The 19,755-nt window shown below is 70.6% G+C and carries 12 protein-coding genes; all 12 read right to left on the reverse strand.

Going from position 1 to position 19,755, the window contains the following annotated elements:
• Window positions 1-9: 9 nt before the first annotated feature.
• Complete coding sequence (locus tag H6693_08545; protein MCB9516231.1) at window positions 10-2,310, reverse strand: copper-translocating P-type ATPase; 2,301 nt, start codon at window positions 2,308-2,310, stop codon at window positions 10-12.
• Between the two features lies 1 nt (window position 2,311).
• Window positions 2,312-2,803: a hypothetical protein gene (locus tag H6693_08550; protein MCB9516232.1), complete on the reverse strand. Its 492-nt coding sequence runs from the start codon at window positions 2,801-2,803 to the stop codon at window positions 2,312-2,314.
• A gap of 173 nt (window positions 2,804-2,976) precedes the next feature.
• The gene (locus H6693_08555; protein ID MCB9516233.1) at window positions 2,977-4,311 is read right to left on the reverse strand and encodes a sigma-54-dependent Fis family transcriptional regulator; all 1,335 of its coding nucleotides are present in this window, start codon (window positions 4,309-4,311) and stop codon (window positions 2,977-2,979) included.
• Complete coding sequence (locus tag H6693_08560) at window positions 4,308-6,122, reverse strand: sensor histidine kinase (protein ID MCB9516234.1); 1,815 nt, start codon at window positions 6,120-6,122, stop codon at window positions 4,308-4,310. Before H6693_08560 ends, H6693_08555 begins: the two co-directional genes overlap by 4 nt.
• A 3-nt stretch (window positions 6,123-6,125) precedes the next feature.
• On the reverse strand, window positions 6,126-6,566 hold the full coding sequence (locus H6693_08565) for a DUF302 domain-containing protein (GenBank protein MCB9516235.1): 441 nt from the start codon (window positions 6,564-6,566) through the stop codon (window positions 6,126-6,128).
• Between the two features lie 56 nt (window positions 6,567-6,622).
• On the reverse strand, window positions 6,623-6,907 hold the full coding sequence (locus tag H6693_08570) for a hypothetical protein (GenBank protein MCB9516236.1): 285 nt from the start codon (window positions 6,905-6,907) through the stop codon (window positions 6,623-6,625).
• An 88-nt stretch (window positions 6,908-6,995) separates the two neighbouring features.
• Window positions 6,996-10,262: a T9SS type A sorting domain-containing protein gene (locus tag H6693_08575; GenBank protein ID MCB9516237.1), complete on the reverse strand. Its 3,267-nt coding sequence runs from the start codon at window positions 10,260-10,262 to the stop codon at window positions 6,996-6,998.
• Window positions 10,263-10,272: 10 nt separating this feature from the next.
• On the reverse strand, window positions 10,273-11,931 hold the full coding sequence (locus tag H6693_08580) for a T9SS type A sorting domain-containing protein (protein MCB9516238.1): 1,659 nt from the start codon (window positions 11,929-11,931) through the stop codon (window positions 10,273-10,275).
• A gap of 10 nt (window positions 11,932-11,941) precedes the next feature.
• A complete protein-coding gene (locus H6693_08585) occupies window positions 11,942-13,612 on the reverse strand; it encodes a T9SS type A sorting domain-containing protein (GenBank protein MCB9516239.1) in 1,671 nt (556 codons plus the stop codon).
• Window positions 13,613-13,792: 180 nt separating this feature from the next.
• Window positions 13,793-14,161, reverse strand: a complete 369-nt coding sequence (locus tag H6693_08590) for a VOC family protein (GenBank protein ID MCB9516240.1) — start codon at window positions 14,159-14,161, stop codon at window positions 13,793-13,795.
• 36 nt (window positions 14,162-14,197) lie between these two features.
• Entirely contained in the window at window positions 14,198-17,872 is a 3,675-nt protein-coding gene (gene metH, locus H6693_08595) for a methionine synthase (protein ID MCB9516241.1), read from the reverse strand.
• Window positions 17,872-19,755 (reverse strand): bifunctional homocysteine S-methyltransferase/methylenetetrahydrofolate reductase, encoded by a 1,884-nt coding sequence (locus H6693_08600; GenBank protein ID MCB9516242.1) that lies wholly within the window; start codon window positions 19,753-19,755, stop codon window positions 17,872-17,874. The genes metH and H6693_08600 overlap by 1 nt, the downstream gene beginning before the upstream one ends.

The raw sequence follows: 19,755 nt of genomic DNA on the forward strand, positions 1-19,755 counted from the left end.
GTCATCTCCTCACTGGATGGCCTGGAAACGCTGGAGCCGGAGGCTGTTGCTCACCACCGACACCGAGGACATGGCCATGGCCGCCGAGGCGATCACCGGCGACAGCACGAGGCCGAAGACGGGGTAGAGCGCGCCCATGGCGATGGGCACGCCCAGCACGTTGTAGACGAAGGCCCAGAACAGGTTCTGCTTGATGGTCCGCATCGTGGCGCGGCTGAGCGACAGCGCGCGCAGCGCGGCGCGCAGATCGCCGTGGACGAGGGTGAGATCCGAGGCCTCCATGGCCACGTCGGTGCCGGTGCCGATGGCGATGCCCAGGTCCGCCTGCGCGAGGGCCGGCGCATCGTTGAGGCCGTCGCCGACCATGGCCACCCGCTCGCCCTTCTTCTGCAGTGCGGCGATGTGCGCGGCCTTGTCCGCGGGGAGCAGCTCGGCCTCCACCGCGTCCGCGCCCACCGCCTTCGCCACGGCCTCGCCGGTGCGCCGGTTGTCGCCGGTGAGCAGGATCACGCGCAGGCCCATGGCGCGCAGCGCGGCCACGGCGTCCGCCGAACCCTCCTTGAGCGGATCGGCCACGGCCAGCGCGCCCAGGTAGTCCCCGTCGGCGGCCAGGTGCACGACGGTCTGGCCCTCCGCCTCCAGGGCAGCCGCGCGCTCGCGGCCCCCCCGCAGCGCGGCGGCGTCCACGCCCTCCTCCTCCAGCCAGCTGAGACGGCCGAGGCGCAGCAGGCGGCCCTCCAGGCGGCCGCTCACGCCCTGACCCACTGCCGCGTCGAAGTCCGCGATCCGGGGCAGGTCGAGCGCGTGCTTCCTGGCCGCGTCGCGGAAGGCCTCCGCGAGCGGATGCTCGCTGTCCGCCTCCAGGGCCGCCGCCTGTCGCAGGAGCGCGCCCTCGCTCTGGCCCGCGGCCGGCAGCAGCTGTCGCAGGCGGGGCTTGCCCTCGGTGAGGGTGCCGGTCTTGTCGAGGACGATCGCGTCCAGATGCTGCGCGCGCTCGAGGCTCTCGCCGCCCTTGATGAGCACGCCCAGCTCCGCGCCGCGCCCCGTGCCGGCCATGATGGCCGTGGGCGTGGCGAGACCCAGCGCGCAGGGGCAGGCGATGATCAATGTGGTGATGAAGGCCGTCAGCGCGTGCAGGAAGCGCGGGTCCGGACCGAGGTCGAACCACAGCACGAAGGCCGCCATGGCCAGCATCATGACCACGGGGACGAAGACGCCCGCGATGCGGTCGGCCAGGCGCTGGATCGGCGCCTTGGAGCCCTGGGCCTCCTCCACGAGCCGGATGATCTGGGCGAGCATCGTGTCGCGGCCGACCTGGGTCAGCTCCACCTCGATGCTCCCCCGCTGGTTCAGCGTGGCGCCGACGACCCTGTCCCCCTCGACCTTCTCCACGGGGACGGGCTCGCCGGTGAGCATGGACTCATCCACGAGGGTGCGACCAGCGACCACGCGGCCGTCGGCGGGGATCTTCTCGCCGGGTCGGACGCGCACGCGGTCCCCGGCCTGGAGCGCATCCACCGGAACGTCGCGCTCGGCGCCGTCCTCCAGACGGTGGGCGACGCGCGCGGCGAGATCCATGAGCTTGCGCATGGCCGCGGAGCTCTGCCCGCGGGCCCGCGCCTCGAGCAGGCGCCCCAGCAGGATCAGCGCGGCGATGATCGCCGCGGTGTCGAAGTAGACGTCCTGCCCTGCGAAGCGGCCCGTGAGCAGCGGGACCAGCGTGGCCACCGCGCTATACGCGAAGGCCGCGCCGGTGCCCAGGGCCACGAGGGTGTTCATGTCGGCGCGCCGGTGGCGCAGCGCCGCCCAGGCGCCGGTGAAGAACTCGCGGCCGGCCCAGCCGAGCACGAGGAGCGTCAGGGCGAGCTGGACGAGCCGCAGGCCCGTCTCCGGCAGCGCGCGCAGGCCGGGCAGGTGGCCGGCGAAGCCCAGCAGGAAGACCAGGGCCGCCGACGGAATCGCCACCGCGAGACGGCGTCTGACGCTCGCCAGCTCCCGGTCGCGCGTGGCCTGCTCGCGATCCCTCTCCTCCACCGCGGGGGCGTCCGGCGCCGGGATGTCGAGCCCGTAGCCCTGCTCCTCGACGGCGTGCACGAGCGCGTCCTCGCTCACCTTCGCCGGGTCGTAGCGAAGCTGCACCTTCGAGCTGGCGAAGTTCACGCTCGCCTCGGCCACGCCGGGCACCGCCGCCAGGCTGCGCTCCACGGTCAGAGCGCAGCTGGCGCAGTGCATGCCGGTCACGGGAAGCTGGCGGAGCTGCAGACCGTCTTCCCGTGCGCGGGGAGTCGCCTTGCTGCCCTGGACGCTCATGCTAGTTCTGCTCCGTCGCCGCGTGCGTGGTGGAGCTCTTCACCGGCTCCTTGTCGGCCTGCTTGGTCGGCACGGGGATGGGCGACAGCTTCATCCCGCAGACGGGGCACTTGTCCTGATCCTTCGCCATGGGCATGACGATGGGGTCCATCGGGCAGCCCACGAGCTCGGTGGAATCGAGCGCCTTGCGCTGCTCGGCGGTCATGGGCTTCAGGTGCATGCCGCAGATCGGGCAGTCCTGCGTGGGGTCCGCGCTGACCACCTCGGCGTGCATGGGGCAGGTGTAGAGGCTGTCGGCGGTGTAGACCTTCATCATCGTGGCCTTGGGCATGGTGCCCTTCTGCATGTCGCCGGACTGCATCTGGCCGTGCTGCATGTGGCCCTTGTTCATGGGCTGCGTGTCGGCTTCGCCCGCGATCACGGGGATCGCCACGAGCAGCGCCACGGCGATGGCGGCCAGTCCGAGCAGGGTGAGGGGAGTCTTCGCGCGCATGGATGTCTCCTTTCGAGTCCCGGCATCCCGCCGGGGTCGTGGGGGCCACCGCATCCGGCGTGCCAGCGGGGCGCGAGTGTCAAGCTGTTTTATTTCAATGGATTAAATAGCGTCGTGCCCGGGGGAAGGCCCCCGGGATTGAAAGCCCGTTTCAACGGGATTGAAAGGATCTTTCAATCCTCGCGCAGGCCGTAGTCCGCGATCTTCTTGCGCAGGGTGGGCCGGCTGATGCCCAGCACGGCGCAGGCGCGGCCCTGATTCCAGCCGCAGGCGTCGAGTACGCGGCGGATGTGCTCGGCCTCCACCTCCGCCAGGCTGCGCTGCCAGTCTCCGGCAGGAGTCGGCGCGATCGGCGCGGCGTCGGCCGCCAGGTCGAGCACCAGGGATTCGCCCGGACTCGCCATGATGCCCGCCTGCAGCCTGTTCTCCAGCTCGCGGACGTTGCCCGGCCAGTCGTGCGCCTCCAGCTGCGCGAGCGTGGCGCGCGAGACCTTGCTCACCCGCCGGTGGAAACGCGCGTTGTAGAGCGCGAGGAAGTGCTCCACCAGCAGCGGGATGTCCTCCCTGCGCTCGCGCAGCGGCGGCACGACGATCTCCACCACCCGCAGGCGGAAGTAGAGGTCCTCGCGGAAGCTGCCGTCGGCGACGCGGGCCTCGAGGTCGCGGTGCGTCGCGGCGATGGGCACCGCGCGGAAGGGCAGGCTGCGGTTGCCCCCCACCCGCTGGAACTCCCTTTCCTGCAGCACGCGCAGGAGCTTGGCCTGCAGGTCGAGGGGAAGGTCGCCGATCTCGTCGAGAAAGAGGACGCCCGCGCCCGCCAGCTCGAGCCGCCCCTCGCGCCGGGACGACGCCCCGGTGAAGGCGCCGCGCTCGTGGCCGAAGAGCTCGCTCTCGAGCAAGGTCGGCACCAGCGCGCTGCAGTTCACCGCCACGAAGGGCGCCTCGGGCGCGATGGCCCGGTGCAGCGCGCGCGCCACCAGCTCCTTGCCCGTGCCGCTCTCGCCGCGGATGAGCACGCTGGCCCGTCCGCGCGCCGCGCGCCCGATGGCCTTGTGCAGCTCGAGGATCGCGCGGCTCTTGCCGATGATGCGGTGCGGCGGGCCGCTGTCGGCGCCGCCCGCGTCCAGGGCGGGCGGGCCCGCCGCGCGGCGCTGGGCGAGGGCGGCGTCGAGCACGGCGTCCAGGGCGTCCACGTCCAGCGGCTTGCGCACGTAGTCCACCGCGCCGGCCTGGATCGCCAGCGCCGCCTTCTCCATGTCGTCGTGGCCGGTGATCATGATCACCGGCGCCAGCGGCGGCTCGAGCTGCATGCGCTCGAGCAGGTCGAGGCCCTCGCCGTCCGGCAGCTTGAGATCGAGGATCACCGCGTCGGGGCCGACCTCCCGCCAGAGCGCCTCGCCCGCGGCCAGGTCGCCGGCCTGGTGCACCCTGAAGCCGCGTCCGGCGAGGTGCAGCTCGAGGCTGCGGCGGATGGCGCGGTCGTCGTCGATGATGAGCAGCTGGGTCACGGCGTGCCTCCGGGCGCGGGGCCGTCTTCGGGAATCAGGATGCGGACGCGCGTGCCTTGGCCCTCGTCGGACTCCACCGCGAGACGGCCGCCGTGCAGGTCGACGATCCGCTTCACCACGCTCATGCCCAGGCCCACGCCCTCCTCGCGCGTCGTGAAGAAGGGGTCGAAGAGCCGCTCGCGCACGGCCGGCGGCATGCCGCGGCCGCGGTCGGTCACCTCGAGCACGAGACCGTCCGGATCGCGCGTGAGGCGCAGCTGGACGCGCCCGTCGGCCGGCGCCGCCTGCGCGGCGTTCACCACGAGGTTGACCAGCGCCCGGGCGAGCAACTCGCGATCGCCGAGGAAGCGCAGAGGCAGCGCGGGCAGCGCGGTCTCCAGGCGCACGCCGCAGTCGGTCAGGGCCGCCGCGCTGGCCTCGTCCACCTGCTGCGCCAGTTCGGCGGCCACCACCAGGCCCGGCATCGCCGTGACCGGCCGGCTGTAGTCCAGGAGTTCGCCCAGCATGCGCTCGAGCCGCTCACCCTGCTCGCGGGCGAGGGCGAGCTGCTCGGCCTGCACGGCGTCGAGTTGCGCGCCGCGCGCGAGGCTGGAGAGGTTCATCTTCACGGCGGCCAGCGGATTGCGCATCTCGTGGACGAGCCCGCCGGCCAGCAACCCCAGCTCCGCCTGCTGCTCGGCGCGGGCCAGCTCGCGTCCGCTGCGCGCCAGCGCCTCGCGGCTGCGGGCGAGGGCGGCGACCATCTCGGTGAAGCGGTCCCCGAGCCCCCCGATCTCGCCCGGCCCACGGGGTAGCGATGGCACGGCCAGATCCCCGGCGGCCACGCGTTCGCTGGCCTCGGCCAGCGCCACCAAGGGACGCGAAAGCCGCCGCGACACCGCCACGGCCAGGAGCAGCGCCACCAGCAGCGCCGCCAGGGCCAGCAGGGCGATCTGCCGCGCCAGCCGACGCAGGGGCGCGAAGGCCTCGGTCGTGCCGATCTCCGCCATGAGCGCCCACTGCTGGCGGGGCAGCCACTCCCAGGCGCCGAGGACGTCCTCGCCCAGCACGCCGCGATAGACCGCGCTGCCGCTGGTCCCCGCGAGCGCGGCGTGCACGCCCACGGTGGGCATCTTGTGCGTGAGCGCGGGCGGGTGGTGCATGTTGCGCGAGGGCGTGAGCATGGTGCTGTCCGCGCCGACGAGGTAGGTCTCGCCGGTCCGGCCGAGGCCGGTGCTGTCGGCGAGGATCGGCTGGATGGTCTGCCCGGGGCGCATCACCGCCAGCAGCGCGCCCCAGGGACGTCCGCGAACGCTGATCGGCACGGCCAGGTGCATCACCGGGTCGCCCGCGGGGTCGAGCGCCACGGGGCCGAGCGCCGGCTCGCCGGTGGCCGCGGCCTCGCGCAGGGAAGGCAGCTGGCCGAGCGCGGCGTGGTCGGGTCGCGTGGCGCCGGCCTGCGCGACGACGTCGCCCGCCGCGTCCAGCAGCAGGCAGCGGCGATAGGCGCCCTGGCGGCTGAGCAGCAGCTCCAGACGCGCGCGCAGGGCGGCGCTGTCGGCGGGGGCGCGGGCGAGCTGCTCCTCGACGAGCGTGTCGAGCAGACGCATGTCGGCGAGGCGCTCGTCGAACCAGCTCTCGAGACGCGCCCGGCGCTCCCGCGCCACCCCCCGCATGTGCGCCATGGCCTCGGCCTCGAGGGCCTGACGCGCGCGCACGTAGGCGAGCGCGCCCACGGCCGCGGCGGTGAGCAGGCTGAGCACGGCGAGGGACAGGAAGAGGCGCCAGCCGAAGGCGCCGAGGAAGGGCGTTGGCCGGGGCGGGGACGCCACCGGCTAGGCCTCGTTCCCCAGGGCCTGCAGCACGCGCGCGAGGCGCTCGTTCACCTGCGCGGCGATGGGACCGAGCGCGGGGTTCTCGATCACGCCCATGAGGCTGGCGATGTCCATGATCCCGATGCGGGTGTGAACGCTGCGGCTGGACTCGGTCGGGTCGGGCGGCAGTTCGCGCAGGGTGACGTTGCAGGGCAGCAGCAGGCCAATGTCCGTCTCGGCCACCATCGCCCCGTGGGCCAGGGGCGGATTGCAGGCGCCGAGGATGACCTGCGCGGGCACCTCCTCGCCGAGCTTCGCGCGCAGGGTGGCCTGCACGTCGATCTCGGTGAGGATGCCGAAGCCCTCGGCCTTCAGCGCCGCCTCGGCGCGCGGGCGCCAGTCGGCCACGCTGCCGGGCAGGTCGAGGAAGAGACCGTAGCTGTTGCGGGTGGTGGTGGTCATCGTCGCTCCTTGTCGCGCCGCCGGCGCTATCGACCGTAGAAGTCGATGCGGCAGCCTCAGCCGTCCCACATGCGATCGTAGTCGTCCAGGCGCCGGGCGATGAAGTCCTCGGCCGCCTCGCGCGCGGGCCAGGCCCGCAGGAGGATCTCGCCCTGGTTGCTCGTCTCCTCCACCAGCCAGCGTTCCCCGCAGCTGAAGAGCCGCACCGGCGCGCCGCCAAGGACGGGCTCCTCGCGCAGCAGCGCGCAGCCTTCGCGGAGGGTGGATTGCGCGGCCGGGTCGACGAGCCGGGGGTTGCCGGTGTCGTCGAGCTGGGCGAGCAGGGTGTCGAGGGCGCTCATGGTCGGGTTCCTCCGAGCGGCAGCCTAGCGGATCGCGGCCGCTTTGTACACGTGTACAAAACGGCGGCGCGGGGTTCCCGGCAAGGGATCAGCGCAGGAGCACCAGGCGCTTGGATTGGGTGTGCCCCGCCGCCGAGAAGCGCAGCAGATAGACCCCGCTGGCCTGGTCGGCGCCGTCCCAGGTCAGGTCGTGAGCGCCGCCTCCGAAGCGCCGGTCGGCCAGCGTGGCGACGCGCCGACCAGCCAGGTCAAAGACCTCCACGCGCACTCGCCCGGGGGCCGCCAGCGAGAACGGCACGGTGACCTTCGGGTTGAAGGGATTCGGGTGCGGCTTGAACAGGCGCGTGGCGAAGGCCGGCGGCACGGTCACGGTGAGGGCCCGCAGCAGCTGCCAGGTCTCGCCGGGCTCGCGGCCCTCCAGCGTGTAGACGAACCCGCCCCCGGGGGCGAGTTGTGGCGAGACGTCGCGGGCGGCGTAGACGCCCTCGCCGGTCGCGGTCCAGGGGACGTCCCAGGTAGTCTCGCCCACCGCCGCCGTGAGGCGGAACTCGCCGAGGCTGGCCTGCCACGTCAGATCCACAGCGCCGGCTGCGGGAGTGGCCGTGAAGCTGGAGAGGAGCACGGGGGTGTTGTCGCATCCCTCGCCGAAGGCGCCGATCAGCACGCCGCAGTCGTTGTTGGCGGGTAGGCAGGGGGAGTCGGGCATCAACCTGAAGTCACCGGCGTCGGGATTGCAGAATCGCGGATCCAAGGACACGTTTCCATTGGCACCCAGTTGGCCCGCCACGCATCCCGCCCAAGCGTCTTCTCCCTCCACGAACAAGTCGCAGCAGTCCAGCAGCGGGGATTCCTCCGCACAGCCGATGACGGCGCCCTGCCCCGAACCCCAGATGAGGCACTTCGAAATGATCGGTAGCAAGCTGTAGGAGTTCGTAAAGATCGCCGACCCGCTACCTTGAGCATCGTTGGCCACAAAGGTGAGATGGGTCAGCTCCACGTCTGCCAGTGTAAGATGCAGCGCGCCGCCGTCGCCTCCACTGTGATTGCGAACGAAGACACAGGACTGGATTGGAGCTGGAGTCACCCCAATGAGGACCCAGCTCAAGTACGCTGCGCCTCCGCTGTAAACAGCGTGATTCTCCTCGAAGTGACAGCGCTGGAAGTCTGGGTCGGAGAGATGTGCATAGACCGCACCACCATCATTCGCGGAGTTCATCGCGAATCGACAATCGAAGAAGCTCGCGCTGACGTTCGGGATCGAGATTGCACCCCCCGACTGCCCGCAGCTGTTGCCCTCGAACACACAGTGCCTGAATCGCGGATGGGTCCCGTAGTTGCCCATGGAGATCGCACCGCCCGAACCAGTCGCAGTGTTGCCGATGAACCGGCAGTGTTGCACCGTGAGCTTGGCGCTCTGTGCGACCATCGCTCCACCACTGCCCACGACATGGCCGTTCAGGAAGGTCAGACCCTCGACAAGCGTCTCCTCATCGGTGTTCGAGCAGTCGAGGATCCGCCCTAGCCACTGGCCGTTCACCAGCACCGACCCGGGCGCATCGACGTCTCCGCGCAGAACGGCACCAGAAACCATGCTCAGCCCGTGCTCAAAGTAGCTGCCAGGGGCCAAGGTCACCGTGTCATGGCGAGCGGTCGCGAGCAGAGCTTCCGCCACGGTGCCCGCGTCCTCGGGCACCCGGGTCTCGTGCGTTCCCACCTTGAAGGGCGCATCGCTGATGTCTTCACGGTCGGGGGACTTCACGCGAAGGTAGCAGTTGGTGGAGTACTCCCCGGCGACGATCCAGGTCTCCTGCCCGTCGTGGGCCGTCCCCGCGAACAGCGTTTCCCAGGGTCCGTCGGGACCGGAACGCGAGAGCTCCACATCCACCAGCTCCCCCGTCTCCCCGGCGTCGGGCAACCAGCGCAGATTGACCTGCGCGCCGAAGTGAAGGACCTCGCCGCCATTGGGACTCGTCACCACGATGTCCGGGGTCAGGCGCTTGCCCTCAGCATAGGCCAGCGGGCTCGCTCCGCCATCGATGATGGCACGGAGGGCGTAATCGTGCTCGCCAACCTCGGCAGCGCTATCCAGCCACGACCGCTGCTGGGGATCCACGCCCACCAGAACGGTCTCGTGATCGCGCTCGATCTGGAATCCCGACGGCGGACTCCCCGTCCAGCCCCAGGTCATGAAGACCCCGTCGCTGCGATCCGCGCTCGCGACGAAGCCGTCAGGAGCAGGCCCGCTACAGCCCATCCCCAGTGCACCAATGAGCGCGCCGCAGGAGTTGTTCTCCGGGAGACAGGGCGATACTTCCGACACGGTCAGAACACCCTCCTTCCAGCCGCACAGCCAGGGATTGATCGTCAGGTTGCCGTTGATCCCCTCCTGGCCATCGAGGCCGCCCACCCAGTTCCCGCCCGTGTTTCCGTAGGACAAACAGCAACTTGCCGTCACATCTCCCACCACCGGAAGTCCGGGAGAAAACCAGCCGATCCCGTTGTAGGCGATCAGTACCCGCTCTAGGGCCAGCGTCCCATCAATGACCTTGATCACCGACCCTGAGCCCCTGCGCGCTCCGTTGCCCACGAACGTCGCATCGGACAGCGTGATGTCGCCTCTGGAGTAGAGTCCGCCGCCCTGCCCGCTGCCATTGCCTCCGGTGTAGAAGATGGCCTGGTTCTGGTAGAACACGAGGTGGTGCAGATCGACATCGCAGTACTGGAGGAAGACACCACCACCATTAGCCTCGGGGCAGCACTCACCGCCGACATCTCCCGCCCAAACCGTGTTTCGCTCGAAGCGGACGTCGTGGATGAGGGGCGACGACACGTAGGCCCCCAGACCGCCACCACCGCCCCCCCAGGAAATCGGGGACCCTGCCTGGCAGTTCCGCACGGTGGAGAAGGTGAAGCTAGCGCTGCTATGCCGCAGGTAGAGGCCGCCTCCGATGCCCTGGGCGACGCAATCGTCGATGACGAGTTCGCGTAGGGTCGGTGAGGCATCCTCGCAGTGGATAGCACCACCATTCCACTCGCTGCCCTGATACAGGGTAAAGCCCGAGACGAGGCTGCTCGGCCCCTCGCCGCTGCCGAACGTGATCGCTCTCGACTCATGCTCACAGTCGATCACCGTCGCCTCTGCCCCGGCCTCCGAGGTGAGCACGAGATTCACCCCATGGAAGTTCAGGTCGCGATTCCCCGCCCCCGTGTACGTCCCCGGCGCCACCAGCACCGTGTCGCCCTCGGAGCAGGCGTCGATGCCCGCCTGGATCGTGGCGTAGTCCGACGGCACACGGTGGGTCGCCGCACTGGCGGCGGCTGGTATCAGCAAAAGCAGGAACGCGAGCCCTTTCATCACGACCTCCTCATCGCAGCAGTACGAGACGCTTGGATTCGGTGTGTCCCGCCGACGTGAAGCGCAGCAGATAGACCCCGCTGGCCTGGTCGGCGCCGTCCCAGGTCAGGTCGTGGGCGCCGCTTTCGAAGTGCCGGTCGACCAGCGTGGCGACGCGCCGGCCGGCCAAATCGAAGATCTCCACGCGCACGCGCCCCGGCGCGGCCAACGAGAACGGCACGGTGACCTTCGGGTTGAAGGGATTCGGGTGGGGCTCCAGCAGGCGCGTGACGAAGGCCGGCGGCACGTTCACGGTGAGGGCCCGTAGCAGCTGCCAGGTCTCGCCGGGCTCGCGGCCCTCCAGCGTGTAGACGAACTCGCCCCCGGGGGCGAGTTGGGGGGCGGTGTCGCGGACGGAGTAGCGGCCCTCGCCGGTAGCCGCCCAAGAGACGTCCCAGGTGGTTTCGCCGGCGGCCGCGGTGAGACGGAACTCGCCGAGGCTGGCCTGCCACGTCAGGTCTACCGCGCCGGCGGCGGGAGCCGCCGTGAAGCTGGCGAGAAGAACGGGCGTGTTGTCACAGCCCGCGCCGAAGGCGCCGATCAGCACGCCGCAGTCGTTGTTCTCCGGCAGGCAGGGGGAATCAGAACCGACACGAAAGTTCCCGCCGGGCAGATCGCAAAACATCGGGTCTGCAAGCAAGTTGCCCCCCATGCCCTCGAAAGCAGCATCGCTGCCGTCATTCGCCCAGAACACACAGCATGTCACTTGCGATGGATCCACCGCATGAACGGCATCGCTCTCGGTGTTGTAGACAAAGGCACTCGCCGTGAGCGTCGTATGTGAACCAGCCAGGACGGCCGCAGCAGCATCCGCCGCATTGCTGGAAAAGACGCAGTTCTCGATGGAAGCCTCCCCGCTACTCCAGAGGGCGCCACCTGTCGAGGCGGCGCTGTACGGCGTATCCTGCACCGACGCGACGTTGTTCACGAAGACGCAGTTGCGAAGGACATTGGAGCCGCCAGACAGGAAGGCACCGCCTCCGTCTGAGTAGGGGCAGCACTCGTCATAGCCAAGCACTTCGTTGTAGGCCAGATTCCCGCGGAACTCGACGTGGTCCATCGTGATCTGCGAACTGTAGGCAAAAAGGCCGCCCCCTAGGGCGTACCGAGTCCCGAACCAGCTGTCGGACCGAGCCCATGCCGTGTTCTCGACGAACTTCACCCTTTCGAGAGCAACGGCTGATCTATCACACCTTATGGCGCCACCCGTCCCCCCGTAGGGGTGCTGGTCCGAAGCGTTGTGAACCAAAACCAAGTCCCGGAAGCTCACGGAGACTTGGCTGCACAGGATCGCACCTCCCCACGTCGCTCTGCCGTTCGCAATCGTGAAGCCCTCGACCAGAGTGCCTTCAGTCTCGCCGCTGGAGAGCGTAAGTGCGCGGCTCTGCAGCTCGCAGTCGACTACTGTCACCTCCGGCCCGGCCTCCGAGGTGAGCACGAGATTCACCCCATGGAAGTTCAGGTCGCGATTCCCCGCCCCCGTGTACGTCCCCGGCGCCACCAGCACCGTGTCGCCCTCGGAGCAGGCGTCGATGCCCGCCTGGATCGTGGCGTAGTCCGACGGCACACGGTGGGTCGCCGCACTGGCGGCGGCTGGTATCAGCAAAAGCAGGAACGCGAGCCCTTTCATCACGACCTCCTCATCGCAGCAGTACGAGACGCTTGGATTCGGTGTGTCCCGCCGACGTGAAGCGCAGCAGGTAGACCCCGCTCGCCTGATCGCCGCCGTCCCAGCTCAGGTCGTGGGCACCGGCGGTGAAGGTTCGATCGGCCAGCGTCGCGACGCGCCTGCCAGCCAAGTCGAAGATCTCCACGCGCACGCGCCCCGGCGCGGCCAACGAGAACGGCACAGTGACCTTCGGGTTGAAGGGATTCGGGTGCGGCTCGAACAGGCGTGTGGCAAAGGCCGGCGGCACGGTCACGGTGAGGGCCCGCAGCAGCTGCCAGGTCTCGCCGGGCTCGCGGCCCTCCAGCGTGTAGACGAACCCGCCCCCGGGGGCGAGTTGTGGCGAGACGTCCCGGGCGGCGTAGACGGCCTCGGCGGTGGCGGCCCAGGGGACGTCCCAGGTGGCTTCGCCGGCGGCCGCGGTGAGACGGAACTCGCCGAGGCTAGCCTGCCACGTCAGGTCTACCGCGCCGGCGGCGGGAGCCGCCGTGAAGCTGGCGAGAAGAACGGGCGTGTTCTCGCAGCCCGCACCAAAGGCACCGATCAGCACGCCGCAGTCGTTGTTGATCGGTAGGCAGGGCGACGCCGGACCCAGTCGCAGATCCCCTCCGGCGAGATCGCAGAACATCGGGTTCTCGGAGAGATTGCCAGGGAGATCCCCCTGCCCAAGGAGGCCACCAATCCAGTCCCAGGGGACGTTTCCGTAGGCGAGGCAGCAGACGGTTGAAACCGTACCCCACACTGCTTCGTGCGGGGAGTAGGCGCCAACGTCGTTGAAGGCGATGATTGCCCGTTCGAGCTCGACTTCGCCCTCTGTGCAGTAGATCGCCGACCCGAAGCCGAGCGAGCAGGTATTGCCCACGAAGGTGGCTCCGCGAATGCTCGCGCTGCCGCGGATGAACATGCCCCCACCCATGGGCTCTGCCGCGTAGCACGCCTCCGCATGGTTGTCGTGGAAGACGACATCCTCCATCGCCGGCGTGCTACGGGTGAAGTAGGCACCGCCTCCGTACGGCGCGGGGCAGCACTCTCCAGTCTGATCGCTAGCCATCGCCAGGTTTTGCTCGAACCGGACGCGCCTAAGAGTGGGAGCGGAGTCATAGGCGGCCAGTCCTCCCCCTGTTCCGATCCATGCGGTACAGTGGCCCGCCTGATTGCCCCGGACCAAGAGGTCTTCGAGGACTGCCTGGCTGCCGTCGAGGCCAACGCCTCCGCCGGATCCGCCGTAGTACCCTGAGCTGAAGCCGCCCTCGATGACGAGCTTGCGGAGAGTCGGCGAGCTTCCCTCGCAGGCGACGCACCCACCGAACGGGTTGCTTCCATCGAGCAGCGTAAAGCCCTCCACGACGCTACGGACGTCTTCCCCCTGCCCGAAGTAAATGACCCGGCCGGCGCCCTCGGCATCGATCACCGTCGCCTCCACCCCCGCCTCCGACGTCAGCACCAGGTTCACCCCGTGGAAGCTGAGGTCACGGTTCCCCACCCCCGTGTACGTCCCCGGCGCGACCAGCACCGTGTCCCCCTCGGCGCAGGCGTCGATGCCCGCCTGGATCGTGGCGAACTCGCCCGGCACGCGGTGCGTGGCGGCGGTGGCTGAGCCGGCGAAGAGGAGAAGCAGCGGAAGGCAGCAGGCAACGGCGCGCATGAGAACCTCGGCGGTGCGCCGGCTCGCCGCGCCCAGCGGGGCGACGTCCGGCAGAAGGGCCTGGATTAGGTTCTTAGCGAAGTGGCGCCGTGGACCTCCCGGACGGCGAGATTGGGCAATTCTAGCAGGCGGCGGGCGCCGTCGCAAGTGGGATTGTACACGTGTACGGAACGCGGGCGGTCAGCTGGCCCTGGGCTCCGGCTCGATCAGCCCCAGCATGTGGCCTTCGGGATCGGTGAAGAAGGCCAGCCGCCCGACCCCCGACAGCGCGAAGGGCCCCTGCAGGATCTCGCGGCCGGCCTCGCGGGCGCGGGCGCAGACTTCCTCGATGTCCAACACCTGCACGTAGATGCAGCGGTGCGTGGGCAGGGCGCCCTTGCCGGTGAAGATGCCCCCGCCGATCGTGCCCGGCCGCTTCTCGGCGTTCAGCTCCCAGATGCCGGACGACTCGTCCTTGGGCATCTCCCACTCGAAGACGCGGCGGTAGAAGGCCGAGAGCGCCTCGCCGTCCTTCGCGTTGATCTCCCACCAGACCACGGGGTTCTTCACGTCCGCCTCCTCGTCGTCAACGGCGCCGGCGACCGGCTAGCTGCGCGACGTCGCCGCGTCCACCAGCCGGTAGGAGAGCCAGCGCTCCACCTCCTCCACCGGCACGCCGCGGCGCGCCGCATAGTCCGCGAGCTGATCCTGGGCCAGGCGGCCCACGTCGAAGTAGCGCGCCTCGGGATGCGCGAAGTAGAGCCCGCTCACGCTGGCCGCGGGGAGCATGGCGGCGTTCTCCGTGAGCGACAGGCCCTGGCGTCCCGCCTCGAGCAGTTCGAAGAGCGGGAACTTGAGCGCGTGGTCGGGGCAGGCCGGGTAGCCGAAGGCGGGCCGGATGCCGCGGTAGTCCTCGCGCAGCAGTCGCTCCAGCGGCCAGCGCGGCGACTCGCCCACGCCCCAGTCCTCGCGCGCGCGCTCGTGCAGCCACTCCGCGAAGGCCTCGGCGAGGCGGTCGGCCAGCGCCTTGCTGAGCAGGGCGCGGTAGTCGTCGCCCTTGCGCTGGTAGTGGCGCACGAGCTCGTCCGTGCCCAGTCCGGCGGTCACCGCGAAGGCGCCCAGGAAGTCGCCCTGCGGCGCGACGAAGTCCGCCAGACAGAAGTGCCGCTTCTCGGGCGCCTTCTCGCCCTGCTGCCGGAGCATGGGCAGGCGCAGGTGTGCGGCGCCCTGCGACTCTGCATCGAGCAGCACCAGATCGTCGCCCTCGCTCCGCGCCGGCCAGAAGCCGTAGACGCCCCGCGCCGTGAGCCGCGCCTCCTCGACGATCACCTCGAGCATCGCGCGGCCATCCGCGTAGAGCTCGCGTGCGGCGTGGCCCTGCTCGGGGTGATCGAGGATCCCCGGGAAGCGGCCGCGCAGATCCCAGGCGAAGAAGAAGGGCGTCCAGTCGATGTAGGGGACGAGCTCCTCCAGGCGCGGCGCCACCTCGCGCAGGCCGGTGAAGCTCGGCCTGGGCGGCGCGTAGGCGCCCCAGTCGAGCCGAGGGCGATTCGCCCGCGCCGCCGCGAGCGTCAGCAGCCGCTTGCCTTCGCCGCGTCGCGATGCGCGCAGGCGCTCCTGCTCGCCCGCCGTGTCGGCGAGGAAGTCCGAAGCGGCGCCAGGATCCAGCAGACGCCCCACCACACCCACGGCGCGGCTCGCGTCCTTCACCCAGACCACCCCGCCCGAGTACTCCGGCGCGATCTTGACCGCCGTGTGCAACGGACTCGTGGTCGCACCGCCGATGAGCAGCGGCTGCTGCAGGCCGCGGCGCTCCATCGCGGCGGCCACCTGGGCCATCTCGTCGAGGCTCGGGGTGATGAGCCCGCTCAGCCCCACGATGTCCGCCTTCTCCTCCACGGCCCGGTCCAGCAGCGTCGCCGCCGGCACCATGACGCCCAGGTCCACCACGCGGTAGCCGTTGCAGCCGAGCACTACGCCCACGATGTTCTTGCCGATGTCGTGCACGTCGCCCTTCACCGTGGCCATGAGCACCGTGCCGCGGCTCGCGCCGCCGGCGGCGTCCTTCTCCAGGAGCGGCTCGAGCACGGCCACCGCGCGCTTCATCACGCGCGCGCTCTTCACGACCTGGGGCAGGAACATCTTGCCCGCGCCGAAGAGTTCGCCCACCTCGTTCATGCCGTCCATGAGCGGACCTTCGATCACGGCCAGCGGCGCGCCGAAGGCCGCGAGCGCCTCCTCGAGATCCGCGTCGAGATGATCGAGGATGCCGTGGCGCAGCGCGTAGGCAAGGCGCTCGGCGACGTCCCCCTGCCGCCACGCCGCCTCCTCGGTGGCGCGGAGCGCCTTGGCGTCCACGCCCTCGGCGAAGCGGATGAGGCGCTCGGTGGCGTCGGGACGGCGGCGGAAGAGCACGTCCTCCACGCGCTCGCGCAGGGCGGGCTCCACCTCTTCCGTCAGCGCCAGCTGTCCCGCATTCACGATGCCCATGTCGAGCCCCGCCGCGATCGCCTCGCTGAGGAAGATCGCGTGCATGGCTTCGCGCACCGTGTCGTTGCCGCGGAAGGCGAAGGACAGGTTGCTGATTCCCCCGCTGATCCGCGCCCCCGGGCAACGCGCCTTCAGCCGCGGCAGCGACTGCAGGAAGGCCAGCGCGTACTCCTCGTGCTCGACGAGCCCCGTGGCCACGGCCAGCACGTTGGGATCGAGGATGATGTCCTCCGGCGCGAAACCCGCCTGCCCCGTGAGCAGGTCGTAGGCGCGCCCGAGGATCTCCACCTTGCGGTCCACGGTGTCGGCCTGGCCGTGCTCGTCGAAGGCCATCACCACCACGGCCGCGCCGTGCTCGCGCACGATCCGCGCGCGCTCGAGGAAGAGCGCCTCGCCGTCCTTGAGGCTGAGTGAGTTCACCGCGCCCTTGCCCTGCAGGCACTTGATGCCGGCTTCGAGCACCTCCCAGCGCGAGGAGTCGACCATCACCGGCAGCGTCGCGATCTCGGGTTCGGCGGCCAGGAGCTGGAGGAAGCGCGTCATGGCGGCGGGGCCGTCGATGAGCCCGTCGTCCATGTTCACGTCCAGCATGTTGGCGCCGCCCTGCACCTGCTGGCGGGCCACCTCCAGCGCGCCCTCGTAGTCCTCCTCGCGGATCAGCCGCGCGAAGCGCCGCGAGCCGGCCACGTTGGTGCGCTCGCCCACCATGAAGAAGTTGCTGTCCTCGCGGATCGTCTGCGGCTCGAGTCCGCTGAATCGGCTGGGGCGGGGCAACGGCGCCTCCAGCGGGAAGGGCCGCGGCGCGATCCCCTTCACGGCCGCGGCCAGCGCCGCGACGTGCGCCGGCGTGGTGCCGCAGCAGCCGCCCACCAGGTTGACCAGTCCCTCCCGCGCCATCTCTTGTATCAACGACGCTGTGTCTGCTGGCTTCTCGTCGTAGCCGCCGAAGGCGTTGGGCAGGCCCGCGTTGGGATAGACGCTCACCGGCACCGGCGCGAAACTCGCCAGATCCGCCAGCGCCGGATGGATCTCCCGCGCCCCGAAGCTGCAGTTGAGTCCGACGCTCAGCGGACGCGCATGCGCCACCGAGGCCCAGAAGGCCTCGAGGGTCTGACCCGACAGCGTCCGCTGCGAGCGGTCGGTCACGGTGACGGAGAGCATCACCGGCAAACGCGCGCCGCGCTCCGCGAAGAGCCGCTCCAGCGCCACGATCGCCGCCTTGGCGTTCAGCGTGTCGAAGATGGTCTCCACCAGCAGGATGTCCGCGCCGCCGTCCGCCAAGCCGCGCGCCGCGGCGTAGTAGGCGTCCCGCACCTGCTCGAAGGTCACGGCGCGATAGCCCGGATCCTCGACGCGCGGAGACAGCGACAGCGTCTTGTTCGTGGGACCGAGGCTGCCCGCCACGAAACGCCGGCGCGCGGGGTCGGCGGCCTCCGCGGCATCGCAGGCCGCGCGCGCGAGCTCGGCGGCCGCGCGGTTCATGGCCTCGCAGTCCGCTTCGAGCCCGTAGTCCGCCTGGCTGATGGCCGTGGCGTTGAAGGTGTTCGTGCAGATGATGTCCGCGCCGGCGTCGAGATACTGGTCGTGGATGCGGCGGATGGCGTCCGGCTGCGTGAGGCAGAGCGCGTCGTTGTCGCCCTTCAGGTCGCGGGGATGGTCGCGGTAGCGCTCGCCGCGGAACTCCGCCTCGCCGAAGCCGAGGCCCTGGATCAGCGAGCCCATGGCGCCGTCCAGAACCAGGATCCGCTCGGCCATCAGGGCGCGCAGGGCGTCGGTGGCGTCGGGACGCATCAGCGGCCCCTCCGGTTGGCGGCGGCCAGGTCCGGCTGCAGTTCCTCGAGCATGCGCCGGGCCACCTCGCCGCGATTGAAAGGCGCGCTGATCTGCAGGCCCTCCACCTCGCCCAGCACCGCGCGGCTCATCTCCAGCGCGATGGCCAGCCCCTCGGCCCGCTCGGCCTCGGGATCGCCGGCCACGGCGCGCATGCGCGCCATCACGTCCGCGGGGATGCTCACGCCCGGCACCTCGTTGGCCAGGAACTCGGCGTTGCGCAGCGACTGCAGCGGCCAGATGCCCGCGAGCACGGGGACGCGCACGTCGGCCACCGCGGCGAGGAAGGCGCGCAGCGGCGCCAGGTCGAAGACCGGCTGCGTGACGGCGTACTCGGCCCCCGCGTCCACCTTCCAGCGGAAGCGCTCGATCTCGCGCTCGATGTTCAGCGCCGTCGGGTTCGCCCCCACGCCGATGAGGAAGCCCGTGGGCGGGCCGATGGCGCGGCCGCCCACGTCGTAGCCATGGTTGAGCCGGTGGACCAGATTCGTCAGGCCGATCGAGTCCACGTCGAAGACCGGCGTGGCCTGCGGGTAGTCGCCCTGCACCGGCGGATCGCCGGTGATGAGCAGCAGGTTCCGCAGGCCCAGCGCGTAGGCGCCGAGCAGGTCGGCCTGCATGCCCAGCAGGTTGCGATCGCGGCAGACGTAGTGCAGCACCGGCTCGATGCCCTCGAGCTCGCTCGCGATGCGCACCGCCGTGGCCATGGGGCTGAGCCGCGCCGTGGCGCGGGGACCGTCAGGGATGTTCACGGCGTCGAAGCCCGCCGCGGCCATGTCGGCGGTCAGGGCGAGCAGCTTGTCCAGCTCCCAGCCGCGTGGCGGCAGCAGCTCCACGCTGCAGACCTTTTCGCCCGCCGCGATCTTCGTTGCGAGCTTGCTCTTCGCCGGCATCGGCACCGGCTCCACCTGCTTCATGCGCGGCGGCGGCGCCAGCGGCACGGCGTGCGTGGGATGGCTCGGCGACACCGCGCGCAGGCTGCGCGAGAGCGCGGCGATGTGATCCGGCGTCGTGCCGCAGCAGCCGCCCACGATGCGCGCGCCGGCCTCCACGAAGCGCTTGCCGTAGCGCGCGAAGTAGTCCGGGCTGGACAGGTAGAAGTAGCGCTCTTCCATCCGCTTGGGATAGCCGGCGTTGGGCTGCACGCTGAGCGGGAGATCCGTGAGCCCCGCCAGCGCCTCCAGCGCCTCGAGCATGAGCTCGGGGCCGACGGTGCAGTTGAGGCCGATGGCGTCGGGGCCGGCGGCCAGCACGAAGGGAACCACGTCCGCCAGCGGTGCGCCGTAGAGCGTGAGCCCCTCCTCGCCCAGCGTGAGCTGCGCGACGATCGGCAGATCGGCCGCGGCCTGGCGCACGCCGCGGATCGCCTCGGCCAGCTCGCCCGGGTCGGCGAAGGTCTCCAGCACGAAGAGGTCCACGCCGCCGTCCACCAGCGCGGCCGCCTGGCTCGCGAAGGCCGCGCGGGCCTCCTCGCGGCTGGTGGGCCCCCACGGCTCGAGCTTGACGCCCAGCGGCCCCATGCTGCCCGCCGCCATCACGCCCGGGCGGCCGGCGGCGATCTCCTTGGCCAGGGCCGCGCCGCGGCGGTTGATGTCGGCCATGCTGTCGGCCAGGTGGTGACGGCCCAGCTTGAACACGTTCGCGCCGAAGGTGTTGGTCTGCAGCACCTGGGCGCCCGCGCGCAGGTAGTCCGCGTGGACGCCCTGCACGAGGTCGGGGTCGTCGAGGTTGAGCGCGTCGAAGCAGCGGCCCAGGTGCACCCCGCGGTCGTAGAGCGTGGTGCCCATGGCGCCGTCGAAGAGGAGGACGCCTTCGTCCAGCCGCCGCTTGAACGCCGCGCGCAC

This window comes from Candidatus Latescibacterota bacterium, from assembly GCA_020633725.1.
Classification (GTDB): Bacteria; Krumholzibacteriota; Krumholzibacteriia; order JACNKJ01; family JACNKJ01; genus VGXI01.

What these genes read in the sequence shown, in the direction of transcription:
- H6693_08545 (MCB9516231.1), bottom strand. Translation starts at nt 2,310, where the DNA reads ATGAGCGTCCAGGGCAGCAAGGCGACTCCCCGCGCACGGGAAGACGGT.
- H6693_08550 (MCB9516232.1), bottom strand. Translation starts at nt 2,803, where the DNA reads ATGCGCGCGAAGACTCCCCTCACCCTGCTCGGACTGGCCGCCATCGCC.
- H6693_08565 (MCB9516235.1), bottom strand. Translation starts at nt 6,566, where the DNA reads ATGACCACCACCACCCGCAACAGCTACGGTCTCTTCCTCGACCTGCCC.
- H6693_08570 (MCB9516236.1), bottom strand. Translation starts at nt 6,907, where the DNA reads ATGAGCGCCCTCGACACCCTGCTCGCCCAGCTCGACGACACCGGCAAC.
- H6693_08575 (MCB9516237.1), bottom strand. Translation starts at nt 10,262, where the DNA reads ATGAAAGGGCTCGCGTTCCTGCTTTTGCTGATACCAGCCGCCGCCAGT.
- H6693_08580 (MCB9516238.1), bottom strand. Translation starts at nt 11,931, where the DNA reads ATGAAAGGGCTCGCGTTCCTGCTTTTGCTGATACCAGCCGCCGCCAGT.
- H6693_08585 (MCB9516239.1), bottom strand. Translation starts at nt 13,612, where the DNA reads ATGCGCGCCGTTGCCTGCTGCCTTCCGCTGCTTCTCCTCTTCGCCGGC.
- metH (MCB9516241.1), bottom strand. Translation starts at nt 17,872, where the DNA reads ATGCGTCCCGACGCCACCGACGCCCTGCGCGCCCTGATGGCCGAGCGG.